Annotated in this window: 12 protein-coding genes and 1 pseudogene; 9 read left to right on the forward strand and 4 right to left on the reverse strand. The window is 61.6% G+C overall.

Going from position 1 to position 14,427, the window contains the following annotated elements; all coding sequences use genetic code 11:
* Window positions 1-181 precede the first annotated feature (181 nt).
* Window positions 182-388 carry a hypothetical protein gene (locus Q331_RS0117360; RefSeq protein ID WP_026381717.1) on the forward strand — a complete coding sequence of 69 codons (207 nt, stop codon included), beginning with the start codon at window positions 182-184 and terminating at the stop codon, window positions 386-388.
* Between the two features lie 18 nt (window positions 389-406).
* Here the strand turns inward: Q331_RS0117360 and Q331_RS0117365 are convergent, their stop codons facing one another.
* Both Q331_RS0117365 and Q331_RS0117370 read right to left on the reverse strand, forming a co-directional pair.
* A complete protein-coding gene (locus tag Q331_RS0117365) occupies window positions 407-1,492 on the reverse strand; it encodes a DUF917 domain-containing protein (RefSeq protein WP_026381718.1) in 1,086 nt (361 codons plus the stop codon).
* Window positions 1,493-1,512: 20 nt separating this feature from the next.
* Window positions 1,513-3,093 carry a hydantoinase/oxoprolinase N-terminal domain-containing protein gene (locus Q331_RS0117370; RefSeq protein WP_034492929.1) on the reverse strand — a complete coding sequence of 527 codons (1,581 nt, stop codon included), beginning with the start codon at window positions 3,091-3,093 and terminating at the stop codon, window positions 1,513-1,515.
* A gap of 206 nt (window positions 3,094-3,299) precedes the next feature.
* On the opposite strand from Q331_RS0117370, the gene Q331_RS22375 reads away from it, so the two are divergent.
* The 6 genes from Q331_RS22375 to Q331_RS0117400 all read left to right on the forward strand — a co-directional run bounded on the left by Q331_RS22375 (window position 3,300) and on the right by Q331_RS0117400 (window position 9,667).
* Window positions 3,300-4,319 (forward strand): TRAP transporter substrate-binding protein, encoded by a 1,020-nt coding sequence (locus Q331_RS22375; RefSeq protein WP_051631314.1) that lies wholly within the window; start codon window positions 3,300-3,302, stop codon window positions 4,317-4,319.
* A 38-nt stretch (window positions 4,320-4,357) separates the two neighbouring features.
* Window positions 4,358-4,894 (forward strand): TRAP transporter small permease, encoded by a 537-nt coding sequence (locus Q331_RS22380; RefSeq protein ID WP_051631315.1) that lies wholly within the window; start codon window positions 4,358-4,360, stop codon window positions 4,892-4,894.
* Window positions 4,895-4,897: 3 nt separating this feature from the next.
* Window positions 4,898-6,190, forward strand: coding sequence for a TRAP transporter large permease (locus Q331_RS0117385; RefSeq protein ID WP_026381720.1), 1,293 nt, complete (start codon window positions 4,898-4,900; stop codon window positions 6,188-6,190).
* Between the two features lie 78 nt (window positions 6,191-6,268).
* Complete coding sequence (locus Q331_RS0117390; protein ID WP_026381721.1) at window positions 6,269-7,186, forward strand: DUF1177 family protein; 918 nt, start codon at window positions 6,269-6,271, stop codon at window positions 7,184-7,186.
* A gap of 46 nt (window positions 7,187-7,232) precedes the next feature.
* Window positions 7,233-8,249, forward strand: coding sequence for an LLM class flavin-dependent oxidoreductase (locus Q331_RS0117395; protein WP_034492932.1), 1,017 nt, complete (start codon window positions 7,233-7,235; stop codon window positions 8,247-8,249).
* A 29-nt stretch (window positions 8,250-8,278) separates the two neighbouring features.
* Window positions 8,279-9,667, forward strand: coding sequence for a leucyl aminopeptidase family protein (locus tag Q331_RS0117400; RefSeq protein ID WP_026381723.1), 1,389 nt, complete (start codon window positions 8,279-8,281; stop codon window positions 9,665-9,667).
* Here the strand turns inward: Q331_RS0117400 and Q331_RS0117405 are convergent.
* Together Q331_RS0117405 and Q331_RS0117410 are read right to left on the reverse strand one after the other, a co-directional pair.
* Window positions 9,652-11,973 (reverse strand): xanthine dehydrogenase family protein molybdopterin-binding subunit, encoded by a 2,322-nt coding sequence (locus Q331_RS0117405; protein ID WP_034492936.1) that lies wholly within the window; start codon window positions 11,971-11,973, stop codon window positions 9,652-9,654. The genes Q331_RS0117400 and Q331_RS0117405 overlap by 16 nt on opposite strands.
* Window positions 11,974-12,228: 255 nt before the next feature.
* On the reverse strand, window positions 12,229-13,032 hold the full coding sequence (locus tag Q331_RS0117410; protein WP_084175132.1) for an IclR family transcriptional regulator: 804 nt from the start codon (window positions 13,030-13,032) through the stop codon (window positions 12,229-12,231).
* A gap of 41 nt (window positions 13,033-13,073) precedes the next feature.
* Between Q331_RS0117410 and Q331_RS23980 the strand changes: the two genes are divergently transcribed.
* Window positions 13,074-13,304, forward strand: a complete 231-nt coding sequence (locus tag Q331_RS23980) for a hypothetical protein (protein ID WP_026381726.1) — start codon at window positions 13,074-13,076, stop codon at window positions 13,302-13,304.
* A gap of 497 nt (window positions 13,305-13,801) precedes the next feature.
* Window positions 13,802-13,999 (forward strand): annotated as a pseudogene (locus tag Q331_RS24230) (transposase); the annotation flags it as partial.
* Window positions 14,000-14,427 lie beyond the last annotated feature (428 nt).

Below are 14,427 nucleotides of genomic sequence, written 5' to 3' on the forward strand. Positions count from 1 at the left end.
GCCTTTCCCAAGTGCACGATAGAGCGCGACGGAGCACGATAAACATCGGATTTGTCTTGTCTTTTCAGACCGCCGCTCCGAAGCTTCTATCCAGAAACAGGTCGCAGCCTTCTCCCTGCTGCTTACGTAGTGCTTACGTGAGAAGCAAGGCCGAAGGCCGATCGGAAAGGCCCGCCTTCAGATGGCAAAGCTTACCAAACGCTTCGTCGACGCGGTCGAGATACGCGACAAGGACTACGTCGTCTGGGACGACGATCTGCCAGGCTTCGGTAAAGACGTAATCGCCATCAATCACCTTTCGCCGCTCCTGGAGAAGCTCAATGACTGGAAGGCCAACCGGCACAGGCTGCAACACTGCCTGACGGGCGACGGCCCTCATTTCGCCTGACGACCGGGGTCCCGGTCGTCAGGCAAGATCCTCCTGCGGTACGAACTCCGTATCAAGGCCGAAAGCAAGTGGCCCGAAGACGGCAAGCGCCTCGGGAGTCCGCATGATGTCGGGCGCGCCGATGACGATGACGGTTACGCGCAGCCCAAACCGCAGCCGTTCGGTTGTTATGGGAAGGCCCTGGTCGGAATCGAGAATACAGATGAGATCGGGCACGATTGCGCGCACTTGCGAGCCGGAGCGGGCGAGCAGGTTCTCGTTCTGGAAGGTGACGACGAGGTCATCGGCATTGCCGGCCGGCTCTGCGATGCGAACCTCGCCAACCGCCCAGCCTCCACGGGTCTCGCGGCGGACGTCGGCGACCTTGCCTTCGAATAGAATCCGGGCGCCGTTATAGCCGGTGCCCGTAAACGCCTCGAGGATGGTGGCAAAGACGTCGGTGGACTGCTCGCGGGCGATGCGTACGCGTCGCCCGAGTGACCAGGAAAGCCCCATCGTTCCTGCGATAGCAACCTTGCGCAGCTGTGCGCCGGTCATCGGGTAGGCCGCAATAGACGCCCTTGCACCCATTTCGACCGTGATGGCGCGCGCGATGCGCTCGGCGCGCCAATTCTCGTCGACATTGAGAACCACCGTACCACCGTGTTCATCGGCCATGGCCATTGGACAGGCGGACACGCCGTAGACGCCGAAGGTCACCATCTGGAGTTCAGGGAAGGCGCGGCCCTGGCCATCGGCGTCGACCAGCGGCAGGCCAGTGGCCGCAGCGACCCAGATCGGGATTGCCGAGTTCGAGCCACCCGCCTCGAAGGCCATGACGGCGTTCACTTTCCTGCCAAGATGGTGTTCGAGGGCACGCAGCGCGTCTACCGGCTGGCTTTCGCCGACCAGTTTTTCGATGTAGACGGTCGGCGCCCCAAGATTGCCACAGGTGACGACAAGGTCATCGACGGGGACATCGCCGACGTCGAGCATTTCAACCGCCCCTTTCAGGCGAATTGCACGCTTGGCCACAAGCCCGCCGATATAGGGGTCGCCACCGCCGCCGGTGCCGAGAATTGCCGCGCCCAAGCAGATGTCGTCGATTTCGTCGACGCCGATCATGCGACGCGATCGCCCCGGGCTCATTTCAGTTCCCCGTCGCCCGCTGCAATGATGAGCCGGCCAACCGCCTTGACACGTACCCGCATGGCCTCGTTGGGCAAATAGCTGAGCGGTGTCTCGTCGCTGTCCACGATCTCCACCGAGCCGGGTTCGGCGCCTGCATCGACCGCCCTGGCGATGGCAAGCGCCTGCGCCTGGCGGAGCGCCTCGGCGCGAGGCGTTCGTGTGTAGGCGTAGATATGATCGCACTCGCCCGCGACCTGGGCCGACGCCGCGCCGACCGCGTTAGCGACTCCCGCATGGTCGGGGCAGCGGATGTCGGCGCCGGACAGTTGGTCGGCGTCGATCAGCACGGCGCCGCCGCCGACAAGGATGACGGTGGACGAACCTCGCGACGTACGCACTCGATCGACTGCATCGTCGAGTATCTCTGACATCCGGTGTAGGGCGCGTGTCACGACATTGCTGTCGAGATCTTTGACCCGCGCAGGATCGCCAATCTGGCTGCGCCCCGCAGCGACCGCGATATCAGTCGCGGTGAGGGTATCGCCCCCAAAAACCAGGGCGCGCTCCCGGAGGCGGAAGCCAACGGAATCAGGGCCAATACTTTCTCCTCCATCGCGGACGATCGAGCCGCCGCCCAAGCCGACCGAGACGATGTCAGGCATGCGCAGGTTCGTGCGCACGCCGCCGAGCTGGGTTGCGACGGGTGCCTCGCGCGGAAAGCCGCCGAGCAGCATTCCGACATCCGACGTAGTGCCGCCGATGTCGATAACGATTGCGTCGTCGACTCCGGTCAGAATGGCGGCTCCCCGCATCGAGTTGGTTGGACCTGCCGAGAAGGTCGAGACGGGGAAACGTTCGACCACGTCGACATGTGCGACGGTGCCGTCATTCTGGCTGATGTAGAGAGGCGCATCGATGTGTTCTTCAGCCAATGCGCGCCGGAAGGCGGCGGTGGTCCGGGCGGCAAGCGGACGCAGGGCTGCATTGAGGATCGCCGCATTTTCGCGCTCGAGTATACCGAGCCGGCCGAGTTCATGCGAACGGGTCACGCGAAACCGGCTGTCGACTGACTTCAGCAGTTCGGCCGTCTGGTTCTCACCGGTCGCATAGAGCGGTGAGAAGATCGCAGTTACCTCGATGTCATGGCGCGAATCGGCGGCCAGTGTGCACGCGATCCTCTCGAGTGCCGCAAGGTCGATTTTCTCAATTGGCCGGCCGTCATATTCGTGCCCGCCGCCAAACATGTAGCAGCCCCCGTCGACAGCGGCGGCGAGGTCGTCCGGCCAGTCAGTGAGCGGCGGCAGAGCGGTTGCCGCGGGCAACCCGAGGCGAATCGCCGCCACCCGCGCCAAGCCGCGTCGTTCGACGACGGCATTGGTGAAGTGCGTGGTGCCGATCATGACTGCACCGACGGCGGTGCGCTCGACGGCGGCAGCATTCATGACTTGGCGCAACGCGATGCGGATGCCCGCTGTCACATCCTCCGTCGTCGGCGTTTTACACGATGCGAGAATTGAGGCCCCGTCAAGCAGTGCGGCGTCGGTGTTGGTTCCGCCGACATCAATTCCGATTCGAAGCTGACCATAACGGGTCATGGGTTCGCGTCCGTAGTGTTACGTTCACCGAAACAGCGTGACAGAATTCTGCAACAATGCTATGAGGGGAGCAATCGCGGAGGGACAACCTGGAAGCTTAAGAGACCGTATCCCTTCGAAAATGAGGGGTGTGAACGGACATTGCCGTCCTTGGCGGTGATACTCCAATGAGCGTCCTATCGCTCAAACTTCGGAGGAGGAGGGGTATGAAGAAGTTATTGACTGGTCTGGTTGCCGGCGCCGCGCTGCTGGGCTTCGTGGCGGCGGCAAAGGCCGAAACAACATTAACCGTCTCGACATACACGTCGTACAAGTTCTGGCTGGTAGGCCAGACTATCGAAAACTGGGGTCGCGACATTGAAGCGGCCACGGACGGCCGGGTTAAAGTCCGCGTGCTTAAGCAGGCGCTTGGCGACGGCCCCGCACACTACGATATGGCCCGCGACGGTGTTGCGGACATCACGCTGGGCGTGCAGGGTTACACACCGGGCCGGTTCCTGCTGACCGACGTCGGCTCGCTACCCTTCGTCGGTGACACGTCTGTTGCGCGCTCTGTTGCACTTTGGCGCACTTTCAAGAAGTTTCCAACGCTCCAGGAAGAATACAAGGACGTTCATGTGGTGAGCATCTTCACCACCTCGGCCCGTAACTTCTGGAACGCAAAGCGCCAGATCAATAGCGTTGCCGACTTCAACGGCCTCAAGATGCGTGCGTCGGGCGGCCTTGAGTCTGACCTTGCGGCCGCACTCGGGATGACGCCACTGCTCCAGCCAGTCAACAAGGTTTATGAATTGCTGTCCAACGGTGTCGCCGATGCCGTGGTATTCCCCAGCGAGACCATTGAGAGCTTCAACCTGACGAAGGTACTGAAGTACGGCACCAAAATCCCGGGTGGCTTTTCCGCAACTCCGCTGATGTTCGTAATGAACAAGAGCAGCTACGATAGTCTTTCGGCGGAAGACAAGATTGCCTTTGACGCCCTCAGTGGAGAGGCCTTTGCCCGACGCCAGGGTCTTTACTGGGATCGGCTCGACGCGCAGGGAGAAGCCGCATTCATTCGTGACGGCGGTCAGATTGACCAGGGCAGCGAGGAGCTCCTTGAGGGAATGCGCAAGTCCGCCGAACCGATCATCGAAAAATGGACGACTCAGGCGAAAGCCGAACGCGGCGCCGACGCACAGGCGATGATCGACTACTACGTTGAGCAGGTCGAAGCACTCGAGTAGGCAGGCAGGCGTTGACCAGACATCGTCATTGAAATCTCTTGAACGACGGTACTGTTCCGGAATTCGTAAAGAGGGACCGGTTCGGCAGTTTGCTGGACCGGTGCCTTGGCCTGCTGCTTGCGGTCGACCTGTTTGCAATGATGGTCTTCACGTTTTTTGACGTTGTTGGCCGCTACTTTTTCAACACACCGATGCCGGGGGGTTCAGAACTGACCCAACTCATGCTGGCTGCTCTCATATTTGCTGCCCTGCCAATCGTTACCCGGCACAACGAGCACATCACCATCGACCTGTTCGACAAGGCAATTCCAGCGAGTGTTCGCGGCCTCCGCGACCGTGCAGTCGACCTTGTTTGCATCCCGGTCTACGGAATCCTCGGCTGGCTGATGTGGGAAAAGGCCGGACGTGTACTGGAATACGGCGACTATACGGAATCGCTGCGGATTCCCATGGCGCCGATTGTCTACTTCATGACTCTTACTCTGCTTCTCTCCGCAGGGGTCCTTGTGATCAATTTTCTTTGGCCGCGCCCGTCCCGCTCGCTTGACGGGACGAGCGGGTCCACGGGAGCCTGAGTCTTGGCAGAATCGCTGATTGGCCTCGCCGCCCTTCTTCTTCTTGTCTTCCTGCAAATTCCCGTCGCCATCGCGATGGCGATCGTGGGCTTCGTCGGCTTCGGCCTCTTGGTCGATTGGGGGCCCGCTTTGTCAATGTCTGTTGATATCGCATATCGCAGTGGCCTCAACTACAGCTTCTCCGTGCTTCCCCTGTTCATTTTGATGGGGAACTTCATAACCCGTGCCGGCTTCTCCGAAGAGCTGTATACCGCGTCCTATGCCTTTCTCGGCCACCGCAGGGGCGGGCTGGCAATGGCGACCATTGTGGCCTGCGGCGGCTTCAGCGCCGTCTCTGGAAGCAGCATTGCCACCGCGGCGACGATGAGCAAGGTGGCAATGCCATCTATGCGGAAATACAAATATGCCGACAGTCTCGCTGCCGGCTCCGTGGCGGCGGGCGGCACGCTAGGTATCCTGATTCCACCCAGCGTGATCATGATCATTTATGGCCTGATCACAGAGAGCGACATCGGCAAGTTATTCATAGCCGGAATCATTCCAGGTATCCTCGGCATTCTCGGTTATCTCGCAGCCGTTACGGTCATGACTAGCGTTTGGCCGCATCTCGGCGCGCCGGGCGAGCGCGTGGCATGGCCAGATCGTCTGCGCGCACTTTCCAAGGTCTGGGGCATCCTGCTGATCTTCGGGCTGGTCATGGGCGGCATTTACGGTGGCGTTTTCACACCGACCGAAGCGGCAGGCATCGGGGCCAGCGGTGCTTTCATCCTGGCCTTTTTGCGCGGGAAGCTGACTTGGGCTGTGCTGTACGATGTCCTTGTCGAAAGTGGCAAGACGACGGCGCTCGTTTTCTTCATCGTGATCGGCGCGCTGATCTTCTCGAATTTCATCAATATTGCCGGACTGCCCGAAGCCCTGAGCGACACTGTCAGCTCGCTCAACGCCTCTCCTTGGCTCGTCATACTGGCGTTGATGGGCATTTACCTGGTTCTTGGATGCGTGCTTGAGAGCCTTTCGATGGTGCTGCTCACGGTGCCGACCTTTTTTCCTGTGGTTATCGGCCTCGGCTTCGACCCGATCTGGTTTGGCGTGATCGTTGTCGTGGTCACTGAACTGGCGCTGATAACCCCGCCGGTCGGGCTCAATGTCTTCGTCATTAACTCACTGCTGCCGGATGTCAGGGTCACGACAATATTCAAGGGCGTGCTGCCGTTTGTCGTCAGCGACATCTTGAGGCTGGCGACCCTTGTATACGTGCCTTGGCTCGTCCTCGTCCTGCCCTCAATGATGAGATAGGGGGCTGATGCGGCAGACGGGAAGACCGAGCGTGTAGCGCCGTCGAAGCGTCCTCAGCAAAACAAAGGAGAAAAGAGAATGCTTAGAGAGGTCCTCGACGTCCTTGACGTCCTCGACGATCCCGCGGCGGGCGCCGCTGAGTTCAATTCCTTGTTGCCCGAAGGTGTCTGTGACGCCTCCGTTGCGCCGTTCGAGGGCGAACTCGGCAAGACCGAGTTTGTCGCCTACCGCTTCAAGGGCAGGGCTGGCCGCCAATCGGGCGGTGAGTCCCGAACCATGGGCATTGTCGGATCCCTCGGCGGTCTTCGACTCCCTGGCGACTATCCAGGTCTCAATTCCGACGCCGATGGCTGCATCGTCGCTCTCGCATGCGCGCTGCGTCTCGCTCATATGTGGGAGCGCGGACTGGTGCTTAAGGGTGACGTCGTTGTGACTACCCATATCTGCCAGGCCGCACACCCTGAACCGCACGATCCGCTTCCCTTCGTCATGCCTCCGATGCCGGTCGACGACGAGTACCGGACACTGATCGAAGATGAGATGGAGGCGATTCTGGCGCCCGAGACGTGCAAGGGCAACAAGATGATGAGCCGCACCGGTTTCGCCGTTACGCCCCCGGTCAAGGAGGGATACATCCTGCGCCCTCATGCGTCGCTGCTACATGCGATGGAGATGGTGACGACGCATCCCGCCGTCGTTTTCCCACTGACGATGCAGGACATCACGCCATTTCACAACGGCATCCACCATGTGTGCGGAATGATGCTGCCGGCGCAGTTCACAAACGCGCCCGTCGTCGGCGTGCCGGTCACTGCAGACGTTGCGGTCGTGCCGGCCGCCACCGGTGTCTATCAGACCAACGTGCTGGAGGCGACCGGACGGTACTGCATCGAAGTTGCGACGGCATACGGCAACGGCGACTGCCACCTGTTCTACGAGGGCGACTTCAACGCGATGGTCGCGCGCTATGGCAGCATGCATCACCTGCTGAAGTGACCTGATTGCACCGAGCGCCCTCAGCGATCGATTGGAATAATGGACGATGAAGTTCTCTTTTTCTCTCGTTCCGACTTTGCCGCTGCGCGAGTTCGGCAAGATCATCCGCCGTGCCGAGGCGTGGGGATTCGATCTAGTCTGGATTCCCGACCAGGGTTTCGTGCGCGACCCTTTCGTCTCGCTGGCCCATGTTGCCTCAGCAACCGAGAGAATCGGTTTCGGTATCGGTGTGACTAATCCATTCTCGCGTCATCCCATGCAGGTCGCCCGGGCGATGGGTGCGCTGGCTGACCTGCGCAACGGTCAGATTGTGCTGGGCATCGGCGCTGGCGAGAAGTCCATGCGGGATGCCCTTGGCGCGCCTGCCGGGGGCTTCGTCGAGTCGGCGCGTGAGATGATAAGGGCGATACGCGCGCTGTTCGCAGGCGAACGTCTGGATGTCGAGGCGCCATCCTTCGTCCTTCGTGATGCGGCAATGGAGTTCAAGCCGATCAATCACGTGCCGATCTTTATCGCTTCGACCCATCCCGATGCCTTCCGTCTGGCCGGCGAGATGGCCGATGGCGTCATCATCGGCGACGTCGCCGAACCGGACGCTCTGCGCGTGGCCATCGGCGCGATGCGCGAAGGGGCCGAAGCGGCCGGTCGCGACCCGGCGGAAGTTCAGGTGGTCGATTGGGTCGCCACTGTCTGCGTCGAGAGTACGGAAGAGGCAGCACATGTCCGCGGCCTTTTGCGCGAGCATGTGATGCGACCGACAATCGGCACCATGCACAAGGTCACGCGCGAATCGCTCGGAATTGAGCCGGATCGCGGCAAGGCGGTCCGAGATGCGTTCCGCAACAGTGAGCCCATTTCGGCGGAACTGGTTCCCGACGAGCTAGTCGACCGGCTTACCCTGATCGGCGACGCCGAGACGCTGGCTCGCAGGATACAGGAATTCGAGGCTGCCGGCGTCACCATGATGGGCATGCGCATGCCATATGCGATCGCCAGGACCTACGATTTTGAAGTCAATCTGCAGCGCCTCGCGGAAAGGGTTCTGCCCTTGGTCCGGAACTGACGACCGACGTCGAACTGGGAGGATAGAGAATGATTTCCGGCCTGAAGAAACGGCGTTCGAAGGCCGCGCGTTCGATCCACGCCGTGCGCGCTGCTGAATACGGCCCCTGGCTTGAGGCACAGGAGCCGGTCTGGCGTCGCTGGCTTGCAGATCATGATTTCGCGGCGAAGCCGGGCGCGTGGCAGACCCTGCCGAGCGAAAACGGCGCAATCGAGTCCGTCCTGTTGTGTCTTGGCGATGAGGACGATCTCTGGGCGTGGGCGGATCTTGCCGCATCGCTGCCGGCTCACGATTATGCGGTAGCCACCAAGCTGGATGATGCCGCGGCGACAACAGCAGCCATCGGATGGGCGCTGGGCACCTACCGTTTCGACGGGTTTCGTGCCCAGAAGAAGGAGGCCGCCTCCGCTCAGCTCGTGCTGCCAACCGGCGCAGACCTCGACTTCATGACGGCCGCGGCCGAGGCCGAATTCCTGGGGCGCGATCTGATTAACCGTCCGGCCAACGACCTTGGCCCGACCGAACTGGCCACAGCCGCGCGCAATCTGGCCCGCCGCCACAAGGCGGAATGCAAAGTGATCGTGGGCGATGCACTGCTGAAGGCGAATTTCCCTGCCGTCCATACGGTTGGCGCCGGCAGCCCCAGGACGCCTGCGCTCGTCGATATCCGCTGGGGTCGACCGCGGGATCCAAAGGTCACGCTGGTTGGCAAGGGCGTGACCTTCGACACCGGAGGCCTCACGGTCAAGACTGAGGCATGGATGCGTAACATGAAGAAGGATATGGGGGGCGCCGCGACCGTGCTGGCACTGGCCCATCTCATCATGGCGACCGGGTTGCGCGTCCGCCTGCGCGTTCTCATACCCACGGTAGAAAACAGTACATCGGGGAGTGCCTATCGGCCTGGCGACATCGTGCCGACACGCAAGGGGCTGGGCATCGAGGTCGCGAACTGCGACGCCGAGGGTCGAGTCATTCTGGCCGACGCGCTCACGGCTGCAGCGGAGGAAAAGCCTGAGCTGCTGATTGACGTGGCGACGCTGACAGGCGCTGCGCGGGCAGCGCTTGGACCCGAGATCGCCGCCTTTTTCAGCTCCTCCGATAGTCTGGCCAGGGAACTGGACGAGGCGTCGCATAAGAGCCAGGATCCGTTATGGCGGCTTCCGCTTTGGGCCGGCTATCGGCGCCGCATTGAAAGCACGGTGGGTGACATACTCAACCTGGCGCCCAACGACACGGCCGGCGCGATTACCGCGGCCCTGTTTCTCCAGGAATTCGTTGAGGGTGCGGAGGGGTGGCTGCACCTCGACATATTCGGCTGGAACGACACGGCGCGACCCGGACGGCCGGTCGGCGGCGAGGCGGCGGGGTTGCGTGCGCTTTATCGCCTGCTTGCAACGCGTTACCCGGCAGCCTGACCGGATCCGCCGGCGCGGGCCGCGCGGATCGCGGCCCACACCTTTGCGGGCGTCGCCGGCATGTCCAGATGACGGATGCGGAGCGGCCGCAGGGCGTTGACAATAGCATTCATGACGGCGGGCGGAGCGGCAATGGCGCCGGACTCCCCGGCGCCCTTAACGCCGAGCGCATTGGTCGTGCAGGGGACCTCGTTGAAGTCGTTGACGAGGGCAGGTATGTCGGACGCGCGCGGCAGTGGGTAGTCCATGTACGAAGCGGTCAGAAGTTGTCCGGACTTGTCGTAGATCGCCTCTTCCAGGATTGCCTGGCCGATGCCCTGGGCGACGCCGCCGTGGACCTGACCCGATACCACCTGAGAGTTGATGATACGTCCGAAGTCGTCGATCGCGCAGTAGGCGACGACCTTCACGACACCGGTGTCAGGGTCAATCTCGACCTCGCAGGCGTGGCACCCGTTGGGATACGTGGGCGCCTCGCACTCGTAATGGGCATGGCCCATCAGCGGGCCGGCGATGCCCGTTGGCACGCCGTCTCCTGCCTCCGCCCGGCGCGCAAGCTCGAATAGCCCGATCTCGCGGTCAGTGCCGGAGATACGCAGGATTCCTTTTTCGTACTGAATGTCATCGGCCGAACATTCGAACAGGTGGGTGGCGATCTCCGTGGCTCGGGCGACTGTCTCGTCGCCGGCCATCCGGATCGCACTGCCCGCCATCGCCAGCGAGCGAGAGCCGCCGGTTCCGCCGCCGAACGGCAGGTCGTCGCTGTCTCCCTGGACAAAATCAATGCTGTCCTCGGCCAGGCCGAGATATCCGGCGAGCACTTGTGGAAACGTGGTCTCATGCCCCTGGCCTGTCGACTGGGTGCCGACAGCGAGCCGCACCCGCCCGTCACCCCCGACGCGGATCTCGGCGCTCTCCTGGGTCGCGCCGCCGGTGTTCTCGACATAGTTCGCAATGCCAAACCCGCGCAGGAGCCCACGTGCCTCGCTGGCGCGCCGCCGCTCTTCGAATTTTGCGTGGCCCGCCACGTCCAGCACACGCTGCATGTTCTCGGCAAAGCGGCCGCTGTCATAAACGTGGCCGGACGGCGTGGTATAGGGCATTGCCGCTTCCGGGATCAGGTTGCGCCGTCTAAGCTCGATCGGGTCGATTCCAGTTTCCATCGCGGCAGCGTCTATCAGGCGTTCCACGATATAGACTGCTTCGGGTCGCCCGGCGCCACGGTAGGCATCGACCGGCGTCGTGTTGGTGAAAACCCCTCGCGATCGGAAGTGAATCACCGGGGTCGTATAGAGATTGGCCAGTGCGACCATCATGGCAACTGTCGGGACGAGCGGCGCCATCGTCGACAGATAGGCGCCGAGATCGGCGACTGTGGATACGCGCAGCGCCAAGAACCGCCCATTTTCATCAAGGGCGAGCGCAGCGTCCGCCACCTGGATACGCCCGTGCGTGTCAGTCTGGAACGCGTCCAGCCGCGTGCTGGTCCAACTTACCGGACGGCCGAGACGCCGCGCCGCCCACAGAACCAGAGCATACTCGTTATAGAGGTAGTGCTTGAGACCGAAGCCGCCGCCCACATCCGGCGTCAGCACTCGCAATTTGTCCGGCGCCACTCCCAATACCGGCTCTGCGAGCAGACGGCGGATAAGGTCAGGTCCCTGCGTTGTGGCGGTTAGTGTGTAGGTCTCCGATGCCTCGTCCCATTCGCCAACCGCCAGTCGAGTTTCTATGGAGTTCATGACGATCCGGTTCTGGCCAAGCGTCAGGTGCGTGACGTGGGCGGCGTCGTCAAAAGCTGCGTTGGCCGCGTCCTTGTCGCCGACCGACCAGTCGAAGCATTTGTTTCCCTCGCAGCCGGGCCAGATTTCGGGTGCTCCTGGAGCGAGCGCCGCGTCAATGCCGACAACGGGCGTCAGTTCGTGATAGTCGACCTCGATTAGTTCGCAGGCGTCGCGCGCAATCTCAGACGACTCGGCGACGACTAGCGCCACGCTGTCGCCAACGAACCGAACCTGACCGCGCGCCAGGGCCGGGCGTGGTGCATCGAAATGACTGACGCCCGGCAATTTGACCTGGCATGGCATGTGGCCGAGATCAGCCCCTATATCGTCCGCAGTGAATATTCCGAGCACGCCCGGCAGTTCGAGCGCCGCACCAAAATCGAAACCGCCTAATCGGGCATTCGCGACGGGTGAACGCAGAACCGCGGCGTATGCCTCTCCGGGCAACCGGATATCGCCGACATAACGTCCAGTACCCGTTAGGAACCGTGTGTCTTCGCGTCGTCCCGTACGCATGCTCATCACACCTGCCCATTGTTGCAGCGGATATATAGAGAAACACTGTTTCAGAATCGAGGCTCGCACCGCCCGGTATCGCTGTCAACGCGGACGGACGCTACCGTTGAGGTATCAGGGCGCCATGCGGCCGCACCGGAACTGCCAATCATTGGCGAGCCGGATGCGGTGTCCCGGTCCGCAGCGCTGTGAGCGAGGACTCCGGCATGAAGGAACTCTTGTCTGGCGCCATCGGCCTGGCGGGGTCAAGGGCGATTTGGCTCAGGTCGGCGGCGCCACACCCTGGTAACGCTCAGTGATTTCGGCCGAGATTTCGCGACCCAGTGTGATTAAATCGTCAAGCGAGATCCGGCCTGTGTCGACGTAGTGCAGCGGGAAGCCAAAACCCATGCCGGCGATCACGCCGCCGGCAGTATCGTATACGGGCACTGCCAGGCCGCCGATATCCTCGTGCAGTTCGCCCCGGTTCACGGCATATCCCTGTTCGCGGATCTCGGCGAGTTGCCGTCGCAGCAGGCGTTTTTCGGTGATTGTATTTTCCGTCAGCGCCTGGAGACGGAATTGCTTCAGGTAGCGGATGATGAACTCATCTTCGCTCGACGCGAGGAGCAGTTTGCCCATCGCCGTGCAATAGAGGGTGAAAGTGCCCCCGGCCTCGATTGATACGCGAAGCGGTGCGCGGCTTTCGAGGACGCTTATGTAGGCCACCTGGAACTCGTTCTTAACTCCGAGAAAGAATGCGTGCTGAAAACGATGGGAGTATTTTTCGAAGACGGTGCGCGCGACCGTGGCCAGATCGTTCTGAGCGCTATAGGCGTTGGCCAATTGCAAGATCCTCGGACCGAGGCGCAGACGCTGTGTCGAACTGCTCCGTTCAAGGTAACCGAAATCACAGAGCGTCGTGGTCAGACGATAGACGGTCGTGGGATTGATGCCATACGCCCGGCCAAGTTCACGTATGCCCCATTCCCGTTTCCCACCCGTGAATGCGTCGAGAATCGAGAGGCCACGCGCCAATGTCTGATTCAGGTGCTCTGTCTGTTCAGCGATGGATTTTCGAGCCATGGTCTCTTTGCCGCTCTCACTTTCCGACCGATCCTTGTTTCATGGACGAATTCGACGCTTTCCCTAGCCAGATGCGCCCGAGACCGGTCCTCGATCATCACTGTGTCGGTTACGAAACACTCCACGCCAAGGGCGCGGATATGATCGGCGAGATGCTCGTCCCTGGAGTCCAAGACGAAAGCGTCGATGAGCCCTTGATAGTGGCGCGCCACCGAGACCGGGCTCGCCTCGATCCCAAGCTCGTTCACGATCTTTTGCCGTCGGTCCCTTGAGCGCCTGTCCGGCGACGATCGGCGTAACCGCGATTACCGGGGCGCCGGGCCGGCGTAGCGCTTCCGTCATGGCTGTAACAGCCAGGATCGGATCGATGTCGGGACAGATGCGAAGCGACAGATGGTCAAAATCATCTCCGACGTTGGTAATGACAACCAGCCGTTCCGACACGCCGGCAAGCGAGAACCCGCGAACCAGCTTGGCCCCACCGATCCCTCCCGTCACAGAAACAATGTTTCGCATTTTAGCCTTATGGTTGGCAACAATCACGCATGTCTTCAGCCTTTACCGGCCGCAATGACGGCCGGAGGCTCCAACCGGCCAGATTTGGGCAGATAGAGATAACCGTGTGCCGCAAAGCATGCGGCATCGGTATTTCAACAACGACGATATGCATCAAAGCGCCTGCTGCGCGATAGCCGATGCGGCCAGTCCGCTCTGATCCACATGGGATTCTGCGTCACGTAAACAGATCGTCTCCGTGTGGCCGAATAAGCTCCGCCGCAGCTTCCCCTTCATCGAGCGCATCTTCGCCGACGCCGGCTATCAGGGCCCGAAGACCGCCGCGGTCGCCGAGACCGGCTACTGGCGGCTCGAGATCGTCAAGCGCACCGACGCCCACCGCTTCGTCGTCCTGCCCAAGCGCTGGGTGGTCGAGCGAACCTTCGCCTGGACCAGCCGCTATCGTCGGCTGCCTGCGAGACTTCAAGCGTCATGCCAGCACCGTCGCCGCGTTCTTCGCCCAGAGAAGCGAGACGAAGGGCCGGAGCGCCGGCTTCGGAGGCGCTACCGATACCTTTCCTAAGTGCACGATAGAGCGCGACGGAGCACGATAACCGACTGATCTACGTTGCCTTTTCAGATCGCCACTCCGAAGCTTCTATCCAGAAACAGGTCGCAGCTTTCATCCGACTGCTTACGTAGTGCTTACGTGAGAAGCAAGGTTGAGGGCCGATCAGAAAGGTCCGCCCTTCAGATGGCAAAGCTCACCAAACGTTTCGTCGACACGGTTGAAATCCGCGACAAAGACTGTCCGTCGTCAGATATTTCGGGACTTCGGAGGCCATGACGCTTTGGAGGGTCTGGCTCGATTGGGTTGACGTTAGGCTGCGGGCTGCTGGT

Origin of the sequence: Afifella pfennigii DSM 17143, assembly GCF_000688515.1 — a bacterium.
Classification (GTDB): Bacteria; Pseudomonadota; Alphaproteobacteria; order Rhizobiales; family Afifellaceae; genus Afifella; species Afifella pfennigii.

What these genes read in the sequence shown, in the direction of transcription:
- Q331_RS0117360 (WP_026381717.1), top strand. Translation starts at nt 182, where the DNA reads ATGGCAAAGCTTACCAAACGCTTCGTCGACGCGGTCGAGATACGCGAC.
- Q331_RS0117365 (WP_026381718.1), bottom strand. Translation starts at nt 1,492, where the DNA reads ATGATCGGCGTCGACGAAATCGACGACATCTGCTTGGGCGCGGCAATT.
- Q331_RS0117370 (WP_034492929.1), bottom strand. Translation starts at nt 3,093, where the DNA reads ATGACCCGTTATGGTCAGCTTCGAATCGGAATTGATGTCGGCGGAACC.
- Q331_RS22375 (WP_051631314.1), top strand. Translation starts at nt 3,300, where the DNA reads ATGAAGAAGTTATTGACTGGTCTGGTTGCCGGCGCCGCGCTGCTGGGC.
- Q331_RS0117390 (WP_026381721.1), top strand. Translation starts at nt 6,269, where the DNA reads ATGCTTAGAGAGGTCCTCGACGTCCTTGACGTCCTCGACGATCCCGCG.
- Q331_RS0117395 (WP_034492932.1), top strand. Translation starts at nt 7,233, where the DNA reads ATGAAGTTCTCTTTTTCTCTCGTTCCGACTTTGCCGCTGCGCGAGTTC.
- Q331_RS0117400 (WP_026381723.1), top strand. Translation starts at nt 8,279, where the DNA reads ATGATTTCCGGCCTGAAGAAACGGCGTTCGAAGGCCGCGCGTTCGATC.
- Q331_RS0117405 (WP_034492936.1), bottom strand. Translation starts at nt 11,973, where the DNA reads ATGAGCATGCGTACGGGACGACGCGAAGACACACGGTTCCTAACGGGT.
- Q331_RS0117410 (WP_084175132.1), bottom strand. Translation starts at nt 13,032, where the DNA reads ATGGCTCGAAAATCCATCGCTGAACAGACAGAGCACCTGAATCAGACA.
- Q331_RS23980 (WP_026381726.1), top strand. Translation starts at nt 13,074, where the DNA reads ATGGACGAATTCGACGCTTTCCCTAGCCAGATGCGCCCGAGACCGGTC.